Origin of the sequence: Mucilaginibacter sp. L196 (assembly GCF_009765905.1) — a bacterium.
Taxonomy (GTDB): Bacteria; Bacteroidota; Bacteroidia; order Sphingobacteriales; family Sphingobacteriaceae; genus Mucilaginibacter.
The window spans coordinates 870,145-892,452 of sequence record NZ_LMUO01000015.1; the positions used below are offsets into that span (position 1 = coordinate 870,145).

The window sequence follows — 22,308 nt, forward strand, 5'->3', positions numbered from 1 at the left end:
GTGTATCATCCTGAAATTAATCATCAAAGCTTAACCCATTTATAGTTTTCTAATCATGAAGAGTATTGTACTTTTTATTTTAATTTCTCTGAATTTTTCTACTAATATTTTTGCGCAACTAATAACCTACAAAGCCCCCGAAGGCATGGCTTTAAATAACGACTTTTCTGTTAAAGTGAGACAGCATGGTGAAGATTGGCATCCTCTTTCGATCTACCTGGCCAAAGTTGCCGGCAATGTAGGGGGTGACGGCAGGATGCATAGCGAAAATACTTCATTTTGTTATTTTGACTTTTCAGGAGTAGTTGAAGTTGCAGTAACCTATAATAAAGGAGTAGTGAAACATGCCAGGATAAGGCCACTTGCGGGCACCAACTCTGTAAAAATAAACGGCAATGTTATTTCATTCAGATTAACTGACCCACGAAATCTTTCTGTAGAAGTGAATGGCGATATTTTTCATAACCTGCAGTTATTTGCAAATAGTTTGGAACGTTACCATGTTAAGCCCCTAGATACCAATGTAATGTATTTCGGCCCCGGCATACACCAAATAGATACCATAAATCTCACATCCAATAAAACTGTGTACATAGCTGGCGGGGCTGTATTAAGAGGGAGTTTCAAAATATATCATGCAAATAATGTAAAAATTATTGGGCATGGAATAATCGAGCATTCATCGATGGCGGTAGAAATCAGTTATAGTAAAAACATAACTATTGACGGACCAATTATACTAAATCCGAGGCATTATACAACAACAATAGGTCAATCAGACAGCATTACCGTAAAAAATATAAAGTCTTTTAGCAGTGAGGCATGGGGGGATGGCATCGATATTTTTTGCAGTTCTCACGTAACACTTGAAAATTTATTTATGCGAAATTCTGATGACTGCATAGCAATATATGGGCATCGTTGGAAATGGTTTGGTAATACAAAGGATATAACTGTATCAAATGCTATCCTTTGGGCTGATATTGCTCATCCCATACTTATTGGCACACATGGCGACCCGCCACATCCGGATACATTAGGAGATATGAAGTTTACTAATATTGATATTCTGGAACAAAATGAAAACCAGATCGACTACCAGGGCTGCATCGCCTTAAACGCGGGGGATAACAATTTGATCAGCGATATTCGCTTTGAGAATATTAGGATAGATGATTTTAAAAAGGGGCAGTTCGTAAATCTTCGTGTGCTGTATAACCGCAAATACAATACATCCCCCGGTAGAGGAATTGAGAATATTTATTTAAAAAATGTTACTTACACCGGCTATCATGCCAATACTGCAATAATTGCGGGCTATGACGACAGTCGTAAAATTAAGAACATAGTATTTGAAAATCTTACTTTAAATGGGAAAGTAATTTCAGACGATATGCCGAATAAACCCGGTTTTTATAAAACCACTGATATGGCCAACATTTTTGAAGGTGAACATGTAGAAGGGCTTCGTTTCATTTCAACAAGGAAGTAATCTATTTTAGTTCTGTTTAAATCACCCTGCTGTTTGACCTATTAACCCCCTCTGTTCAATTATTCTTTACTCTACTTTCGGCATCTAATTATAACACTGCGCAAATGTAGTCCGTCATTTTTGGGTATCATCTTATAATTTTTGGTTGGGATGTAGCATGCTATGCTATAGCATAGGTAGCCAACTGATTCTGAAGAGTTTTATCAGAATGATGGATCCAGTTTCATTATTGCGTTAGCTGGTGATAGTTATAAACCTGTTAGTATTAATAAATATGTATAAAAAAATAGTACTGGTTGTATTTGCTTTACTTACTTACGGTAGCGGTATTGCGCAAACAGTGGTTTTTGACACCTTGCGTGTGTATTCACCTAATCACAGTCAATTAGTTAAATTTTATCAGAAAGATGATCTGGCCAAAAAAAGAATGATGTATTACCAGGTATTTCACAATAATAAACCTGTAATACTCGAATCTCAGTTGGATATACAATTGGATAATACCTTGTCTGAAAAAGCTATGGCGTTAAAGGTTGATCATCATACAAGATGGTGTGAAAACCTGGTCGTCAGCAAAATCAGTTCCCTTACAAAAGACACCGTATGGATACCGGTAAATGGAGAACAATCAAAAATTCGCGATCATTACAACGAGTCGGATATTGAATTAGTAAAGGATGATAATCCTATTTATCTCATGCAGGTTCAAATTCGCGCGTATAATGAAGGTATTGCCATCCGTTATTTTTTTCCTGAAAATGTTAAGGGAACTTACTATAGTGTAACTGCCGAAAATACAACAGCCCAACTGCCGGCAGGTACACACGCCTGGTTCGCAAATTGGGCGCAAGCACCATATTATAAACTTCCAATATCAAATTGGCCCGGAGAAAGTGAGCGACCGCTTACCATGCAATTAGCGGATAGCCTCTATGTATGCTTAACTGAGGCCAGAATGGTGGATTATGCCCGTACCAAGTTTAAACTGGATACGCATATGCCAAATACCATCGTCACCTCCATGTATGACCGGGCCGACCTGATCTCGCCCGTAGGCACTCCATGGCGGGTAGTTATGATCGCCGATAAGCCGGGCGATTTAATTGAACATGATTACCTAATTCAAAACTTAAATGATGCCAATAAGATAATTGATACCCGGTGGATAAAGCCCGGTAAAATTATGCGGGTAATGACGCAGACTACCGCCGCCGCCAAAGCCAATATTGATTTTGCTGTAAAACAAAACTTACAATATATACTGTTCGATTGGAAGTGGTATGGGCCTGCATTTGATTTTGCCTCTGATGCTACAAAAGTTGCTATACCTGATTTTGATTTACCGGAAATAATTCGATATGGAAAGGAACGAAATATAGGAATATGGTTATATGTTAATCAACAGGCCGCATTGGCTCAGTCCGATAGTCTTTTTGCAGTGTACCACAGGTGGGGAATCAAAGGCGTCAAGATTGGCTTTGTACAAGTTGGTTCCCATAGATGGACCACCTGGTTGGAAAAAGTTATTCAACAAGCAGCGGACAACCATATTATGCTTGACATACACGATGAATGGCGACCTACCGGTGAGCAACGGACATGGCCCAATATCATGACGGTAGAAGGAATTCGCGGTAATGAAGAAATGCCTGATGCTACCCATAATACGGTGCTGCCATTTACCCGGTTTATTGCGGGCCCAGCAGACTATACTATTTGCTATTTCGATAAGCGCATTAAAACTACTCACGCTCATCAGCTGGCCCTGGCTGCTATATACTACAGCCCTCTTCAAACCTTATTTTGGTATGATCAGCCAACTGATTATCATAATGAACCCGAGTTGGAGTTCTGGAATAAGATACCCACAACATGGGATGAAACAAAAGTTATACAAGGTGAGCCAGGTAAATTCATAACCACCGCCAGGCGGAAGGGCCATGATTGGTTTGTTGGAACCATTACTAATAATGACGCTCGTGATTTGACTTTAGCGCTGAATTTTTTGGATCAAGGCAGGCAATATATAGCCACGATATTTAATGACGATGATTCGGTGGCGGGTAAAGGCCATGTGAAAATTGAAAGCAAAATAGTTACTGCAAACAGCTTAATTAAAGTTAATCTTAAACCTTCCGGAGGCCAGGCTATTTACATAACGCCAAGAAATTAAATAAGCAAATTAGGACAATAAAAACACGATTAAAACATATATGCAAATAAATAAAGCGCTATCGACATATATTCTAACAACCGATATCGGCGGTACACATATAACCTCAGCTATATGTAATCTGGAATTAAAAACGATTATTCCTGAGAGTTTAACCAGGGTTGAAGTATTTAGCAAGGGTACTGCGGATCATATATTTAACGCGTGGAACACCGCATTTCAATATTCCCTTGCTAATTCTCCCGGCACTGTTTCTGGAGTGGGGGTAGCGATGCCTGGGCCATTTGACTATGAAAATGGAATTAGTTACATAAAAGGATTGGATAAATATGAGAGTATTTATGGTTTAAATATAAAAAGCCAATTAGCCGGAAGTTTTAATCTAAACCCCTCAAACATCAGGTTCAGAAATGATGCCGAATCAGCTATTGCGGGTGAAATTATAGCTGGTGCAGGTCGGAAATATAACGATGTTGTTGGCATTACTCTTGGAACAGGGTTTGGATCAGCTTTTAGCAAACACAAAATAACCAAAGATATTAATTGGGGAAGTGATAATTATAAGAATTCAATTGCCGACGATTATTTTTCTACCAGATGGTTTTTAAAGCGTTACCATGAGTTAACCGGAAGGTTTATTGCAGGGGTGAAGGAATTGGTGATCTTGGCGGAAAGTGATGGAAATGCAATAAAGGTGTTTAATGAATTTGCCATTGATTTAAATACATTTTTGAAACAGAAACTGCCCGTTTTTTCGCCGCAAGCCTTGGTTATATGTGGAAATATTGCGAAAGCCAATCATCTTTTCCTTCCATACCTGGAAGAAAACCTTGACCCCATCAAGGTTGAATTGGGACAATTGGGTGAACACGCTTCACTTTTGGGTGCCGCATCCTTATTTGAAATAACCAGTGGCGTTGTCATAAATACGTCTGTTAATTAAGTTATTAAGTGTTTAATAAATAAAGTGCCAAATTTATGGAGACCAGAACGTTTATGAAACGTTTTTAAGTTAACCAGCCTCTAAACTTCTTTTAGTTTTTTATCAAATGAAGAAAAAAATAACTATAGATGATATTGCCAGAGAGTTGAATGTGTCAAAAACAGCTGTGTCTTTTGCGTTAAATGGTAAAGCCCGTGAAAAACTGATTAGCGTTGAGTTGGAAAATCGAATAATGACCTATATAGAAGAGGTGGGCTATCGTCCCAATCATTTTGCTCAGGGCCTGCGAACCGGCAAAACTAAAATGATTGCCATGATGGTTGAAGATATTTCAGATCCGTTTTTTTCTGCCATTGCACGCTTGATGGAAGAAGCCGCCTACAGAAGAGGTTATAAGATTTTATACAGCAGTACCGAGAATGATCACCAAAAAACAAGGGATTTGATTGAGACATATCGGGGGATGCGGGTTGATGGTTACATTATTGCTCCGCCTTTAGGAATTGAAAATGAATTAAAGGGATTGACAGATGATGGTTATATTGTTGTTCTTTTTGACCGTACCTTACCGGGTATTGAATTGAATAGCGTTGTAGTGGATAATTATTCAAGCAGTTATTCAGCTATAAAATATTTATTAAATAATGGTTATGAAAATATAGCCATGATTACCTTATTGTCTGAGCAGATACAAATGGCAGAAAGGCGGTATGGTTACATGGCTGCTGTTACGGAGGCGGGTAGGCCTTTCTATCTAAAAAGAATGATCTACCATGATCAGCAGGAACATGCCATTTTTGAAATAGAGGGATTTTTAAAAGCCCATCAGCAAATAGACGCGGTTTTTTTCGCGACAAATTATATTGCGGATAACGGTCTTGAGGCAATCAGAAACCTAATGCTGCAAATACCTAGTGATATAGCCGTGATTGTATTTGACGATGATAATTTCTACCGTTTACATACACCCTCTATAACAGCAATAGCTCAGCCAATAAAGGAGATTTCAGAGCAGGTCATTAATATGATCTTAAAATTACTGACCAGCCCCGGATCGGAGAGAGGGGTTAACTCTATTATTTTACCGACAAAATTAATGATTAGAAATTCTGCTTTGCCCAAAGTATCCAAAATGAACTAGTGCCCTGTTTTATCAAAGAATTATGGTTCTTAAACTGGAGTTAATAGCAGCCATTTATTTAATTTTTCGATAAAGTTTAAAGTTGATGCTTTTTGTTCTAAGGGCTTTGATTTGACTGCTGATACAAGCATATGCGCCTGTTTATAAATGATCGATTAATTTGTTTTTAAGAATAAATATTATCTTTATTTGGCTTCTGATCAATTGTTCATCTATAAGTTTTCAATGCATGGCATTATTGATTTTTTAGTCTATTGTATCATACGACGGTTAAATGCGTGTTTTTGTTTAAATCGACGTTTTTGCGCCTTTATACCCCTCTTGTTTGACCCAATAACCACCCTCAGAATTTGTTTAAGCCCAATACTTTAGTAACTGGATAATTAGAAATTGATGTTTGCGTGTCCATTCGCATAAATCAATAAATCCATTTAGTAACCAATTATTTATTATTAACCTATTTCAAATTATGGAAAATTTTACTTTTCAGTCCCGCTATAATATTGCGGCGATTTTTCTTTTTTTGTCCTTGTTGTTTAGTTTGAACTCAATGGCCCAAACCACACAGATAAGGGGGAAAGTCATTGACAAAAAAACGAATGAGACTCTTATTGGTGTTACCATAAAAATAAAAGGAACAACAATAGCAACTACTTCAGATCAGGCTGGTGAGTTCAAAATTAAAGCAACCAAAGGCGATGTACTGCAAATTAGTTATGTTGGTTACGATCTGCGGGAAATCATTGCCGATCCGACTAAAGAAATGACTGTCTCGTTGTCACCAAAAAGCAGTAACCTCGACGAGGTGGTTGTTGTAGGTTATGGTACCGAGAAAAAAGCTACGTTGACAGGTGCCGTGGAAGTAGTAAGCGCAAAATCGTTTGCCGACAGGGCAGTTAGCAATGTTGGTTTGGATTTACAGGGGCAAACACCGGGGTTGCTAGTAACGAGGAGCTCACCACGGCCAGGTAACGAAGGCATCAACTTTCAAATCCGTGGGGCCACTTCAGTAAACGGCGGTTCACCTCTTATCGTAGTTGACGGGGTTCCAACCCTTAGTTCAACATCGTTCCTGAACATGAACTCGGACGACATTGAAAGTGTAACCGTATTAAAAGACGGTATGGCGGCCATTTATGGTGCCAATGGCGCAAATGGAGTAATCTTGGTAACAACAAAAAAAGGGAAAGGAAAACTGAGTATCAATTATACCGCCAATATGCGTTTGGAAACGCCAGGTATTACCGCATTTTCGGCAAGTGCGCAGCAATATGCACAATTATGGTTAGATGCCAACAAAGAAGAAACGACACCCGACTGGTGGGGCTGGAGCACCCAGGCCAATATGCAACAAATAGCGAATGGCTACCAGGGGATTGTATCTACACTATATTGGGGGGATGTTTATATAGGCCAGGGCAACCGTATAGCCGAAATGTTTTCCCCTCGCACCTCCTATCAGCATAATTTAAGCATTTCAAATAGTACCGAAAATTCAAGCTACCGCCTATCATTAGAATATGCCAATAACCAGGCAAACCTGGCAACCGCATACGACGGGCAAAAGCAATATGATTTCAGGTTTAGTTATCAAACAAAACTGTCCGACAGGGTAAAGTTTTCAACCAACATTAGCCTGGTAGATGCCATTACCTCCAGCCCGTCAACAGGGCTCGATCAAACGTTATATGCCGAGGATATGCCGTTCTTTCCGGCCAAAAACCCTTATGGGGAATGGAACGCCAATTATGGTAATGTAGGGAACAGGAATGCCGCAGCCGCCACTGCTGATGGCGGGCGGAACAACATTACCGACCCAACGGGCCGGATTGACCTGTTAGCCACCGTTAACATACTAAAAGATTTGAATTTTGAGGGGACGGCATCTTTGCAGGATGAACAATACAGGATGGAAAATTATATAACACCAGTTCAGTTGTACGATTGGTATGGCAACCCATCAACGGAAGCACTCACCAATACAATTCAAAGTTCCACTAACCCCGGCTATACCACTACTGCTAATAATTATTTTTATCAATATTATTCGGGCCTGTTTAAATATAATAAAACTAAAGGGCTGAGCAATTTTTCTGCGATGGCCGGCGTCGAAGCCAAGAAGTGGCAAGGGGAAACTTTTTCAGCAAGCCGTGTTAATTTCAACTATCTGGGCTTAGCTGATATAAACCTTGCTAATCCTACTACGATGACCAATAGCGGAGGAAAAGATCAAAACGGAAGCTATTCATATTTAGCGAGGTTAAACTACAACTATGGAGAAAAATACCTGGTAGAAGTATTGGGACGTGACGACGGCGCGTCCAATTTTGCTCCCGGCTATAAGTTCATACAATATGGTGGTGCGTCGGTGGGTTGGGTATTTACTAAAGAAGACTTCCTGAAAAGTATAGCTTCGGTGGTCGATTTTGGTAAAATCCGGGCCAGCTATGGTGTTACGGGTAACAGCTCGGGCGTAGGCAGCTTCAATTATCTTGCCGCCGTTAATAACGGGACAGTTGTACTGGGTTCGCCTGCGGCACTGCAACAATCGTCCACCTTACAAAATAACGATATATTTAGTAATACAACTACATGGGAAAGTGTATCACAAAAAAATATAGGTATCGACCTTCAGTTTTTAAACAACCGCTTAACAACAAGTTTTGATTCTTATATAAAAGATAATAACCACATGTTGGAGCATATAAATTACCCCTCAGTATTAGGTGGTTCATCGCCTTTAACCAATACTGGCGAGCTTACAGTAAAAGGATGGGAAGCTGTAGTAAGTTGGAATGACCATATAGGCAGTTTCAATTACAACATAGCAATAAATATGGGGAATAGCCAAAGCCTTTTAAGGCGGCTTGAAGGTGCCAATACTTATGGGGCAGGCGAAAACGCTACAGTAAACGGCTATCCGTTAAATTCATATTTCTTATATAAAACCGCGGGCTATTTTCAAAACCAGGCCCAGGTAAATGCATATTATGCTAAATACGGGCCAGGCGGCGGCGATATGGTCAATATCCCGGCGGGTTCTACCAATGGGTTGCGCCCCGGCGATGTTATAAAGGTCGACTTAAATGGCAATGGGGTAATTACATCCGGCGGCGGTAATATAAACGGCAACACCAGCGACCTTCAGTTTATGGGTAATGGCGACCCACATGACCAATTTGGGATAAAATTGGGCGGCTCGTGGAAAGGGTTCGACTTTAGTTCGTTCTTCCAGGGCGTAGGCAAGCAATTAATTCTGCCTTCCGGGTACCTTGCTTATCCTTTCGAAACCATATATACTAACCAGCCTACTTATTTTACCGGAAAAACATGGACGACAACAAATACCAATGCGCAGTTTCCACGTCTGACCGTGTATCAGGGCCTTTCACAATGGAATTATGCCAATAATGATTTTACGCTGCAAAACAACCGATATATCCGCCTTAAATCTTTGATAGTGGGCTATACCATCCCACAAAGCATAACAAAAAAGTTAAAATTAGAAAAAGTGCGGGTTTATTTCTCGGGGAACGATTTGTGGGAAGCTACCAGCATTAAAAACGGTTACGACCCGGAAATGGGTGAAGCAACAAATGGCGGCTATCCGTTTTACCGGACCTGGTCTTTTGGTGTAAACGTAGGTTTTTAACGCACTATAATTAATATTATAATAAATAAAACAGCATGAAAAAATTACTATATATAGCATTGGTTGGGAGCCTTTCATTGGCTTCCTGCCAGAAAAATTTTATAAACCTGAGCCCGCAGTCGTCCATTACCGACGCGGCCTATTTTAAACAGCCATCTGATTTTAAAGCCTATACAACCAGTTTTTATGGGGAGTTAATGGGTTGGCAATCACCGTATGGCGGCAATGATGTTTATAACCACATGGATGTAGCAACAGACCTGTCGACCTATTTCGCTTTTTCTTCAGATGAGAGCCGCGGAACGTTAACAATACCCACAAGCGATAACCGCTGGGATAACTCATATGGCTGGATACGCAGTGCGAATATATTATTGGCGAAGGCGGCTGCTTACACCGGCAGCCAAAGTAGTATAGCGCAATATGTGTCCGAAGCATATTTTTTCAGGGCGAACGCTTATTATCAGTTGTTAAAGGTTTTTGGTGGGGTACCCATTGTTACAACCGTATTGGATGTAAATTCCCCGGAATTATTTGGCCCCCGTAATAGTCGTTACGAAGTTGTGACACAAATTTTGTCGGATTTAGATAATGCAATAGCCAACTTACCCATTGAACAAAATATTCCTTCAACAGATAAGGGGCGCATCAGTAAATGGGCCGCTGAAGCTTTCAAAGCCGAGGTTGAACTGTATGAAGGTACATGGAGAAAATATAATGGCACATCTACCGACTTTGCAGGTTCAGCAGGGCCGACATCAGACCAGAAAAACCAGTTTTTTACAGATGCAGCCGCCCTGTCGCTGGATGTAATGACCAATGGAGGTTATGCATTGTGGAACTACAACAGCAATCCCGCGATGCTAAACCAAAGCTATACTTACCTGTTCAACCTGGAAGATGCGGGCAGTAACCCAGCAGGGTTAACCAAAGCGAGCAACAACGAATTTATCCTGTATGGCGTTTATGACTTTACGCTGAGGCCTGGCGGTCAAAACTTATCATTTACAGCCTACATGATGACACCCAGCCGTAAAATGATGGACATGTTTTTATGTACCGACGGTTTGCCCCCTTCCGTGTCCCCATTGTTTAAAGGTTACCACAATGTGGGCGATGAATATCAAAACAGGGATTTAAGGTTATTAGGATATATAGGAGCTACCCCGACAACAGTGAACCTGAATTTAGGAGGACCTGGATATGGAGATATAAAATTTGCAAGTTATAACTACGGGACTTACAGGAATGCCGATCAGGAGTCACCAAATTTTCCCATTATAAGGTTGGCCGAAGTGTATTTGATATATGCGGAAGCATCGTTTGAAGCAAACGGCAGTATTACAGATGCTCAGCTGGATGCATCCATCAACCTAATACGAGACAGGGCGGGCATAGCCCATTTATCTAACGCATTGGTTACCACCAATGGTTTGGATATGCTCACAGAAATAAGAAGAGAAAGAACCTTGGAGTTATACCATGAAGGTTTTCGTTTCGACGATTTAAAACGCTGGGGAATAGCCGAAGCATCATTGAACGCGTCCATTTGCGGCGAAGTGGTGGGCAACGGTTCTTACCCTACAGCTTTCAGGACAGCTACAGGCGCTGCTACCTCTTACTATGTACCCAATACCTATGTTTGGGGAGAGGAGGCTGTACCCACGGCTGCCGGTACGCTGAATTGCGTGGTAATAGACAGCAAGACCAACCGTAATTTCACCAAGAAAGATTACTTATGGCCTTTACCACAGCAGCAGATAAACTTAGCACCCAAGTTGAAACAAAACCCGGGCTATTAATAAAAATAAGCAACAGCAGGTTAAGTCTGAATGACTTGCCTGTTGCCGTAAAAAATTGAATTATTCATTTTAAATATTTTAATTATGAAACAATTTCTAAAATATAGCATCAGTATAATGCTGGTGTCAATTATAGCAACCATGTATATTAGTTGCCAAAAAGGGCCGAATTTCGAAATCGTCCAGTACCCTGCACAAACGGTAACGGGCATGACACCCAACAGCGGTTATCCTGGCACTTACATTACCATAAGCGGGAAAAACTTTGGTACGTTGACAGGCGCGGTAAAAGTGTGGTTCGGTGGTGTAAAAGCCGATTCCATAATTTCTTGTGCGAATACGCAAATTGTAGCGAAAGTGCCAGCCACGGCAATTACCGGAAAAGTAACGCTGCAAGTATGGACACATACAAATGATTCGATAGGTAACTTTACCGTTATTCCGCCTCCAACTATTACAGGCACTAGTAACAGTGCCGCTGCTCCTGGTGATACATTCACTATTACGGGAACAAATTTTGGAACAAGCATTTCAGCCATACAAGTAAAATTTTCGGGTACAAGCGCAACTGTAACTGCTGTAACAAGTACGCAAATTACTGTTACTGTTCCAACCAGTTTTACTTCAGGTAATGTAATCGTTTATGTTAATGGATATCCCGTTGTTGGTCCGGCAATTGCTTATCTGGTTTCAGTGCCTGATCCTGTTTATCAACTTGATTTTGAGAATAATTTAACTCAAACGATTGGCATTGCCCCGGCAACCTATATACAGGGCTCAGCTTCATCATTAACTTATATAACAGGCATTAGTGGAAAAGCTGCATACTTAGCAGGTTATTTGTCTACCGCTGTTGGAGATAATAATCAGGCCATTTCGTTACCTCAAAATGTAGCACAATATAATGAACTTTCTGTCTCTTGCTGGGTGCTATATGATGGCTCTGGCACTAACTCTGACTATGGGACGCCAATATTTAGTTTTGGACATACGCGGGGAAACAATATAACCTTAGATGCATCTACCGGATATCCGGCCCTGAACCAGCAAATTTCTGCAGCAGTTGTCTTCGAGAATGTAACAGGGTTTAGCGGTTATAATAATTATCCGCTAGCAACTACAAAATCAATTGTTGGTACAGCATGGCATCATCTTGTTATGACGCTATCAAAGAGTAGTCTTACTGAGAATATCTATTTGGATGGGGCCCTGATCGCATCACAAGCGCTGCCTGCTGCCTACGATTTAACTGCTTATGTACAAGATCGTAATTATTTAGGGGTAGGATGTGTATCCAATACCGGTGAACCGGGAATGAAGGGGGGAATAGATAAATTCCAAATTTATAATTCTGTTTTAACCGCCAACCAAGTATATACGCTTTATTTTAAGAAATAATAAGTATTAGGGATTTTTAATATCCGGGGTGCCTTTTTGGACGCCGGATATTAATTTCTTTCCTGCAAAGGATTAAGTAGCCATAAATTTTAATATATTTAATATGAAACACATAAGGTTTTACCTCGCCCTGCCAATTATAAATTGTTTATTATTTTTATCTTGTTCAAAGACACCAAAAAGCGCTTTGGCGTCAACGGCTGATACCACTAAAACTACTGCTACTATAAAATATATAGATACCCTTGCAGACAATGTAGCAATGAAACATAATGGTATATTAGCTACAACTACAGATTTTACGCGAATTAAAGCGATGGTAGCAGCTGGTACTGAACCATGGAATTCCGCCTGGGCTAAGTTAATAGCTAATTCGCATGCGCAATCTTCTTATACGCCTAGTCCTACAGTTTTATTGATAAGAGGGGGGAATACTCCTGAGCAGGCTCAACCAGACAATTATCCAAATGCGATGAATGATGTGGCCGCCGCTTATCAGCTTGCTATAAGATGGCAGGTAACCGGTGATACGCAATTTGCTGATAGGGCTATTCTTATACTGAATGCATGGGCAGCTACCTGTACTGCGGTAAGTGGCGATCCTAATGTGGATTTAACTGCTATTTATGGCGCTCAGTTTGCTATTGCCGGAGAGATGATGAGAAGTTATACAGGATGGAAACCTGCTGATTTTGCTGCTTATCAGCAATGGATGCTAAAAGTATTTTATTCTGAAGAAAATCTTTATTTAACTACGCACAAGGGTGCCTGTTGGCAGCTTTACTGGTCGAGTTGGGATTTGTGTAACCTGCAATCTATTATGGCTATTGGTATTTTAACTGATAAACGGGCATTATATAACCAGGCTGTAAACTATCTCCAACACGGTATCGGCAATGGAAACCTGGTGTTAGCCATTAATAATGTATTTACAGGGGCAAATACCGGATTAGCCCAGATGGAAGAGAGTGGCCGCGACCAGGGCCACTGTACGCTTGATATAGCATTATTGGGCGCGATATTTCAAATAGCCTGGAACCAGGGAGATGACTTTTTTAGCTGGGATGACAATTTGTATCTTAAAGCCTGTGAATATGAGGCAAAATATAATGTCGCAAATCTTGATGTACCCTTCGTTAATTACAACTATTATAATTGCTCAACCACAGTAACGCAAACCGTAGTTAGCTCTGATTCCAGGGGTACTATTAGGCCAATGTGGGAAATAGCGTATAATCATTATGTGAAGATTAAAGGCTTAACAGCTACTTACACACAATTAGGTGCTAGTACCACACGGCCCGAAGGCGGTGGCGGCGACTATGGCCCAAACAGCGGTGGCTTTGATCAATTAGGAGAAGGTACTCTATTGTATGCTTTGCCATAAAATCACTTCACTTCATTAAGGTATGAAGTGAAGTATAGCACAGCACTTCCAGGTAAATATGGAGGTGTTGTGCTAAATAAAAAGCATCATGTTAACATTTTTCGCGCTTTGGCTAGTAGCAGGCCTGATAGTAGTTTTTTTTGCTACAAAGCTCATGCCCGGTGATGGGAACGAGGATTGAACTACTGGGATCCCATAATTAAATCATTCAAATAAAAATAAAAATTTGGCTATATTTATACTATAATCAATTATCAGAACTACCAATTAAAAATCAAGCTTGTAGCTAACTATTGGCTATGAACTGTATTTCTAACTTTTCGTATGGAATGAAACTTTATAAATTATTAATAATTCTTTTTCTGGGTATTAGTGGGCTTGCACAAGGTCAGCAAATATCGTTTTTAGGTATTGATCAGGGTTTGTCCAATAATTCTGTAAGGTGCATTTACCAGGATCATGAAGGATTTATGTGGTTTGGATCTTACGATGGCCTTAACCGGTATGATGGGTACAATTTTAAAATATTCCGTAATAAATTCGCCGATTCCAGCTCATTAATTAATAATTATATATTTTCTATTGATGAAGATGATGCCTTCAATATGTGGATAGGGACACATGGCGGAGCATGTATATTTAATAATCTATCTGGTAAATTTTCACCTGTCAGTTACCGTTCCAGTACAGACGGACAAATTAGGAAAATAACAGTCGGTGTACGGGTAATCCAATCGGATCATAATGGAGATATGCTCCTGGGAACACTGGGAATGGGGATGCTGGTTAAGAGCAAAACCAGCCAGTTTCCGGTCGAAATTCCGGTAGCCAATGGTAATGAAAAACTATGGGATTACGATGTTCAATCCATCAAGATAAACAGCAGGGGGGAAATATGGGTATTTATCCCCCAGATTGGCCTTTGCAAGCTCAGTGCAGATCGGCATCAATTAATAATTGTCAGCCAGGCAGTACGCAGCGCCTATTGCATTGAACCCCAGGATGACAATATCTGGATAGGAACCGGGTACGGTTTGTTTTTGTTCGATGGCCACTCAAAAGCTGTAGTTAAGGTACTCGACCAGGCTCCCGGCAAGCTTACTTTTGATAAGGTTTCGGATATGACACTAGACAAAAAGGGGCAGTTATGGATGGCCCTCAATGGAGGGGGAATCAATATTTATAATACCTTAACGCACACGGTAAGTTACCTGAATACTGATAAAGCTGAAAATCCCGTTTCAAGTGATGCCGCTTATTCTATATACCAGGATAAAGACGGTCGGTTTTGGGTAGGTATTCTAAACGGAGGTGTTAATATTGTAGACCCGCAAAAAGAACGGTTTAAAACCCTCGCACATGACCCTGGTAATCCTAACTCACTACCCAAAAAGTCAATATATGGTATATATGAAGATGTAAATAACGACTTATGGCTCGGAACAGAGGGGGCAGGTGTTGTGGTATGGGATCCGCAGAAAAATGTTTTCAGCCAATTTAAAAATCAACCCGGCAACGCCAGGTCGCTCAGCGACAATTTTGTAACAAACATTATTAAAGATGATGACAATAATATCTGGGTGAGTACATTTTTTAATGGCATCAACAGGTATGACCGCACCTCACATACTTTTGAACGTTACAAATGCATAAATTCCCTTAATGGTATCGAAAACAAGGTGGTTTCCACTGTTTGTTTAGCTGATAAAACACTTTGGGTCGGAACCTTAAAGGGGGATGGAAGTAATGGCGCGCTATATAAGTTTGATAAGGCACACAACCGCTTTAACGCATTTGATACCAATCTTTCTGACTTGTGGAGCTTAATGGAGGATCAACAAAACAGGCTTTGGGCGGGGATGCTGACGCAGTTAGTTCAAATTGACAAACAAAACCGGAAACATCATTTTTTTGACCTTGGCTATTACATACGAAATATTTACGAGGACCGTCAGCATAACTTCTGGATCGGTACCGAGGGAGGCGGACTGGTTCTTTTTGATCGGGCAAAATCCAGGATACTGGCGCGTTATACTACCGAAAATGGGTTATGTAATAATTCAGTCTTAAATATTCTGGAGGATAAGGAGGGAAATCTTTGGTTAAGTACATTCAACGGATTATCCAAGTTTAATCCTAAAACCAAAGTTTTTAAAAACTACTATAAAAGTGATGGTTTGCAAAGCAATCAGTTCCATTATAACTCAAAAGCTGTTTTACATACAGGCGAACTGGTATTTGGAGGCGTGGAGGGAGTTAATATTTTTCGCCCCGAAAATGTTAATGATATAAGTGACCATCCCGAGTTGATTTTATCAGGGATCGCAATTAATAACATACCGCTGGAAAAGAATGCATCATGGGTTAAGGAAATTACTGCGAACAAAATAAAAAGGATAGAAGTTCCTTATAATAAGGCCGTTTTTTCCATTCAATTCACGGCGCTGGAATATACCGCCCCAGATAAGATAAAGTATGCCTATTTTATGGATGGATGGGACCGGGGATGGACTTATTCTGAAAATATACGTTTTGCGAATTATACCCACCTGGATGAAGGGACCTACACGTTCAGGGTAAAATGTACCAATGCAGCGGGTAAATGGATGTCGAAGGAAATATCCCTGGAAATTCATGTGCTGCCACCATGGTACAAGACCTGGTGGGCATACCTTTTATATTTGGTATTTATTATGGCGGCTATTTATGGCTATATATTCTATAATAAAAAACAATCCCAATTAGAATATGAGGTGAAGTTTGTAAAGGAATTAAACGAAAAGAAAATCGCTTTTTTTACCAATATATCTCATGAGCTGAGAACGCCTCTCACGCTGATCGTTAACCCGATAAAGGATCTGTTGCATAGCAACGGTGTAAATCTTGATTTAGTTGACATTAGCGCAGTTTACCGTAATTCCAGGCGGTTGCTCAGTTTGGTGGATCAGTTGCTGCTCTTCAGAAGTTCTGAAAATGAAATATCAGATCTGAAGCCGGGGTGGTTAAATTTAAAGGACGTTTGTTATGAGGTTTTCTTGTGTTTTAATAACCAGGTAAAAGCTAAGAATTTGAACTATAACTTTATTTGCAGGGATAATGATACCTTAATATTTGCCGACCGGGAGAAGCTCGAAATAGTATTATTTAATTTACTCTCCAATGCGATAAAATATACACCAAATGACGGAGAAATCAGCCTTGAAATAAAGGAGAGCGACCATGCGATAGAAATCCTGGTAAAAGATACCGGGCATGGCATTCCAATAGAAACGGGTGACAAACTATTTGAAAAATTCTACCGGTTTCATAATGCAGATGAAATTCTACCTGAAAGTGGATTTGGAATAGGCTTGTTTCTGGCCAAAAAATATATGGAACTGCATAAGGGTAGTTTAACTTATACTAGCCAGGTAGGTGCCGGTACAACCTTTAAAATTGTATTTCCAAAGGCTGACCAGCAACTGCTACCAAATGAATATGCACATCATTTAGCTGCCAATACCAACGCCCTGCTCAAAGAACTTATTACCGAGGGTGATGAAGCTCATAACAATCTGAAACCAAATAATGATTATGTTGGCGAGCTGTTGGAAGGAATTGTGAACAAACGGCCTGTTATATTATTGATTGATGATGATGCCGGGGTGCGCACTTACCTTAAAAACTTATTGAAAGACGACTACACCGTTTGCGAGGCTGCCGATACTGAAAAAGGATTCGAAGTTGTATTGGAAAATGAACCGGATATTATCGTTTGTGATGTTGTAATGAAGGGCATGAGCGGGGTAGAATTCTGCTCGAAAATAAAGGAATCCCAATCATTCAGCCATATACCGGTTATCCTGCTTACCGGCAGTTCATCACCTGAAATCAAATTGAAAGGTATCGAATGTGGTGCGGATGACTATATAACCAAGCCTTTTGAGAATGAATTACTGGTAGCCCGAATAAAAAGTATGTTAAAGGGGCGGGATACCCTAAAGAATTATTTCTTCAACGAGATCACCCTTAAAAACAACAGCTTAAAGATCCCTGCCGAATACAGCGATTTCCTGTCAAAATGTATTACTATCGTGGAAGATCACCTGGAAGACGAGACATTCTCCCTGAAAATTTTCACAGATGAAATCGGCATGAGCCGGTCAAAATTATTCCGGAAAATAAAATCGATTTCGGGTTTGTCCAGCACAGAATTCATCAGGTATATCAGGCTCAGAAAAGCGGCTGAACTGATGATCCAGACTGACCTGCAGATTAAGGAAATATCATTTAGGATAGGATTTCAGGATATCAAATATTTCAGGGAGCAATTCCACAAATTATTTGAAATGAATCCTTCAGAATTTATAAAAAAATACCGCAAAACATTTATAAACAGCCACAACCTAAACTCCGGAATATCCCACCAAAAAAACAGAGTATAACGGCTGGGCATCCCAAACTGCCTGCTTAAAGGAGAATATTCAATATGATTTTTAATGAATAGATTTATTTTAACACTTACGCTCCTGAATATACCGCTGTTTTTGCATGCCCAGTATATAGGCCAGCACCAGGGTCTTGTAAAAGTTCCTGCAAAAATAGAGGTAAAAGCATACAGTTTTGACTTGCAGGATGTCAGCTTGTTGCCAAGCCGTTTTAAAGATAATATGGATCGTGAAGGTAAATGGATGCTATCATTACCGGTGGACAGGTTATTACACAGCTTTCGCGTAAATGCGGGTATGCTAAGCGAAGATAAAAACAGCTTAACAAAAATGCCCAAGCCGCTAGGCGGATGGGAGGAATTAGACATGGAACTTCGTGGCCATAGTATCGGGCATTTATTGTCCGGCTTGTCTTTCCAGTATGCATCAACAGGGGATACCGTATTTAAAAAGAAAATTGACAGCTTGGTCCGAGGGCTGGCTGAAGTGCAGGCAACGCTAAATGAAGGCGGTTATTTGAGCGCGTTTCCTCAAAATTATATAGACCGCGATATAGCAGGTCAGCAGGTTTGGGCTCCGTGGTATACTTTGCATAAAATTACCGCTGGCCTTATTGATGCCTATTGGTACGCGGGCAATACACAGGCCCTGGATGTGTTAAACAAAATGGCCGACTGGGCCTATAAAAAGCTGCTGCCACTTAGTTCAGCACAACTGGCAACCATGCTGAGAAATGAATTTGGGGGAATGAATGAGGCTTGGTACAATCTCTATTCCATTACGGGTAATCCTGAGCATAAAAAACTGGGCGATATGTTTTACCACCATGCAGTTCTCGATCCACTGGCAAAGCATCAGGATAAACTCAGCAAACTACACGCCAACACTGTTATTCCGAAGATCAATGGAGAAGCGCGGGCTTATGAACTTACCGGTGATACTACTGCTGAAACTATCGCAACTTATTTTTGGAATCTGGTAATTAATACCCAAACTTTTGTTACCGGTAGTAACAGCGATAAAGAACATTTTATTGAATCCGGAAAAATATCAAAGTATATAACCGGTTATACAGGCGAAACATGTAATACTTACAATATGTTGAAGATAACCAGGCACTTGTTTACCTGGAGTGCCGATGGAAAATACGCCGATTTTTACGAGCGGGCCCTTTATAACCATATCCTGGGCCAGCAAGATCCGGAAACGGGTATGGTGTGTTATTTTACGCCCTTAATTGCTGGCGCATACCGGTTATACAGCACTCGCGATAGCTCGTTCTGGTGTTGCGTGGGTACTGGCTTTGAAAGCCATTCTAAATATAATGAGGCTATTTATTATCATAATACCAATGGCGTTTTTGTAGACCTGTTTATTCCTTCCCGCCTGAGATGGAAAGAAAAGGGCTTACAGTTAAGGCAGCAAACCAGTTTTCCGCAGGAAGCCACTACGCGACTGTTCATTGAATCGGCGAGTAAAGCTCCGCTTTCGATGTATATACGTTACCCGTATTGGGCAACAAACGGCGCTGTTATCAAAGTTAACGGGGAAGGCATTCCTGTAAGCCAAAAGCCTGGTAGCTTTATTACTTTAAACCGGAAATGGAAGGCAGGAGATGAAGTGGATATTACTTATCCTATGACCTTAAGGCTGGAAGCTACTCCAGATAACCCGAAAGTTGCCGCTGTAATGTACGGCCCGCTGGTTTTGGCCGGAGAAATGGGCACCGGGGGCATGGCAAAACCAGCCCCATTTCACGATCCTTCAGATCCTTATCAATATTATAACTATGATTATCACATACCGGCAAACCTGGTACATACTTTAGATGTTCAGGGTAAGGATATAAACGACTGGCTGAAACCTGTTGCAGGTGAATTCCTGACGTTTAAAACTGTGCATGTAACCGATGGAGGTTCGGTAGAAATGAAGCCTTATTTTGATCTCCATCATCAGCGGTATGTAGTTTATTGGGATCTGAGGTGAGTTTTTTCAAGTACATTCATCTCATTAATGGCTGTAAATTTAAAAGCTTTGTGATCGCACAAAAATGAAACAGGGGCTTTGTATTATGAATAATACCTTGAGGCTGTTTTACCCCCTTTTTAGACCCATTTACCACCCTTAGTTTTTCGTCCCGGACCTTATTTTAGCGACTTATAAACCAAGTAATTTACACAAATTAAATTTGCAGGCTAAGTTAGCGTTTTAGCTGGCAGAACTGCTCTTTATCTATGTACAAGCGACTCTTTTTTTATTTATTTTCTTTCCCGATTTTTTTACTGTCCGTTCCTGTTGCCAGGGCACAGCAGGCAGCCTGGCAATGGTCTGTACTGGTTAACCATACACAACATGAAGAAGTGCCCTCACGGGCCTATTTGTGGATTCCAGCTGATTGTAAACAGGTAAAAGCGGTAATATTTGCGCAGAATAATATGGAAGAACAGTCGATTCTGGAAAATACCAATTTTAGAAAAGCGATGGCCAGGCTGGGCGTTGCCGAAATTTGGGTGAGCCCGGCATATGACCTAATGTTTAATTTTGATAAAGGTGCGGGTGATGTCTTTAATGGTATTATGAATGATTTGGCTGATGTTTCCGGATATACAGAACTCCGTTATATTCCTTTTATAGGTATGGGGCATTCTGCTGCTGCCAGCTCGCCTTATTATATGGCGGCCTGGAATCCGGACAGGGCACTGGCAGCCATATCTGTTAGCGGGCAATGGCCCTATTTCCGGCATCCTGCATTTGCGCCCGATATATGGGGTAAACAAACTATTGATTTTATCCCCTGCCTGGAAACCATGGGCGAATACGAAGCAGCCAATAATTGGTCGGCAGAGGGGCTAAGGGAAAGGCAGCAACACCCTTTGATGCCGCTGAGTATGCTTGCTAGCCCTGCCCAGGGTCATTTCGCTGCTACTGATGAAAAATGTGCTTATATCGCCCTGTACATAAAAAAAGCCATACAGTACCGCATTCCCGTACATACGTCGTCTAATGAGGCCCCGAAACTTATTCCGGTTGATCCAACGAAGACTGGCTGGCTGGTGGATAAATGGCGATATGATCAAAAGCCTGAAGCTCCCGCTGGCTCGGTCAGCCGGTATTTGGGAGATCCTAAACAGGCGTTTTGGTTCTTTGACAAGGAAATGGCAGAGGCAACTGTTAAATATGAGGCTACCCACCGGTTTCAGCAACCACAATTAATTGGTTATGTACAGAGCGGTAAAATGGTTGCCCAACATGATACCCACCAGCAGGTTAACCTGAAGTTTGAGCCTGAGGCCGATGGCATAACCTTTAAATTACATGCTTCATTTTACTATACCGTTGGTGATGGAAGCCCGAGGTTGGCGATGTGGGCAAATATGCCAGCCGGCAGCACCATTGGGCATGCCAGCGGCGGTGGGCCAATTGTTATCAACCGGATAACCGGTCCAATGATCAAAGTAAATGATTCCACATTTCGGCTGAACCCGCAGCGGGGTTTCTGGCAGGATCAGCATAGTTACGAGCTATGGTTTGCAGCAACACACCCGGGCGACAAAAGTTATAAACCGGCCGTTCAGCAGGCGCAGATGCTGGTACCGCCACGTAATAAAGATGGCAGGGAGCAACATATTACATTTTTGCCGATTGCGGATCAGCAGCCGGGGGCGAAAAATATCAAATTACAAGCCGTTTCTGATGCGAAAGTACCGGTATTCTTTTATGTGCAGGACGGCCCTGCGGCGATACAAGGGAATACCCTCGACCTGACGAACATACCACCCAAAAGCAAATTCCCGGTAAAAGTAACGGTTGTGGCCTGGCAATATGGCAACAGCCGCGAACCCAAACTCCAAACGGCTGAGCCGGTTGAACGGGTATTCTGGATAAATAAATAG

11 protein-coding genes are annotated in these 22,308 nt (G+C 41.0%); all 11 read left to right on the top strand.

Features of this window, described 5'->3' with window-relative positions:
- The first annotated feature begins 55 nt into the window (after positions 1 to 55).
- The 11 genes from GSQ74_RS14685 to GSQ74_RS14735 all read left to right on the top strand — a co-directional run bounded on the left by GSQ74_RS14685 (position 56) and on the right by GSQ74_RS14735 (position 22,308).
- Positions 56 to 1,492, top strand: a complete 1,437-nt coding sequence (locus GSQ74_RS14685) for a glycosyl hydrolase family 28 protein (RefSeq protein WP_158994554.1) — start codon at positions 56 to 58, stop codon at positions 1,490 to 1,492.
- 274 nt (positions 1,493 to 1,766) lie between these two features.
- Entirely contained in the window at positions 1,767 to 3,665 is a 1,899-nt protein-coding gene (locus tag GSQ74_RS14690; RefSeq protein WP_158994556.1) for a glycoside hydrolase family 97 protein, read from the top strand.
- A 40-nt stretch (positions 3,666 to 3,705) separates the two neighbouring features.
- Complete coding sequence (locus GSQ74_RS14695; protein WP_158994558.1) at positions 3,706 to 4,608, top strand: ROK family protein; 903 nt, start codon at positions 3,706 to 3,708, stop codon at positions 4,606 to 4,608.
- Positions 4,609 to 4,714: 106 nt separating this feature from the next.
- A complete protein-coding gene (locus tag GSQ74_RS14700) occupies positions 4,715 to 5,749 on the top strand; it encodes a LacI family DNA-binding transcriptional regulator (protein ID WP_158994560.1) in 1,035 nt (344 codons plus the stop codon).
- A 550-nt stretch (positions 5,750 to 6,299) separates the two neighbouring features.
- On the top strand, positions 6,300 to 9,401 hold the full coding sequence (locus tag GSQ74_RS14705) for a SusC/RagA family TonB-linked outer membrane protein (RefSeq protein ID WP_216846748.1): 3,102 nt from the start codon (positions 6,300 to 6,302) through the stop codon (positions 9,399 to 9,401).
- A gap of 35 nt (positions 9,402 to 9,436) precedes the next feature.
- The gene (locus GSQ74_RS14710) at positions 9,437 to 11,203 is read left to right on the top strand and encodes a RagB/SusD family nutrient uptake outer membrane protein (protein ID WP_158994564.1); all 1,767 of its coding nucleotides are present in this window, start codon (positions 9,437 to 9,439) and stop codon (positions 11,201 to 11,203) included.
- A gap of 84 nt (positions 11,204 to 11,287) precedes the next feature.
- Positions 11,288 to 12,601 carry an IPT/TIG domain-containing protein gene (locus GSQ74_RS14715; protein ID WP_158994566.1) on the top strand — a complete coding sequence of 438 codons (1,314 nt, stop codon included), beginning with the start codon at positions 11,288 to 11,290 and terminating at the stop codon, positions 12,599 to 12,601.
- 103 nt (positions 12,602 to 12,704) lie between these two features.
- Positions 12,705 to 13,988: an alginate lyase family protein gene (locus tag GSQ74_RS14720; RefSeq protein WP_158994568.1), complete on the top strand. Its 1,284-nt coding sequence runs from the start codon at positions 12,705 to 12,707 to the stop codon at positions 13,986 to 13,988.
- A gap of 329 nt (positions 13,989 to 14,317) precedes the next feature.
- Positions 14,318 to 18,412 (top strand): two-component regulator propeller domain-containing protein, encoded by a 4,095-nt coding sequence (locus GSQ74_RS14725; RefSeq protein ID WP_216846749.1) that lies wholly within the window; start codon positions 14,318 to 14,320, stop codon positions 18,410 to 18,412.
- 54 nt (positions 18,413 to 18,466) lie between these two features.
- Positions 18,467 to 20,401: a glycoside hydrolase family 127 protein gene (locus GSQ74_RS14730; RefSeq protein ID WP_158994572.1), complete on the top strand. Its 1,935-nt coding sequence runs from the start codon at positions 18,467 to 18,469 to the stop codon at positions 20,399 to 20,401.
- Between the two features lie 248 nt (positions 20,402 to 20,649).
- Positions 20,650 to 22,308, top strand: coding sequence for a hypothetical protein (locus GSQ74_RS14735; protein WP_158994574.1), 1,659 nt, complete (start codon positions 20,650 to 20,652; stop codon positions 22,306 to 22,308).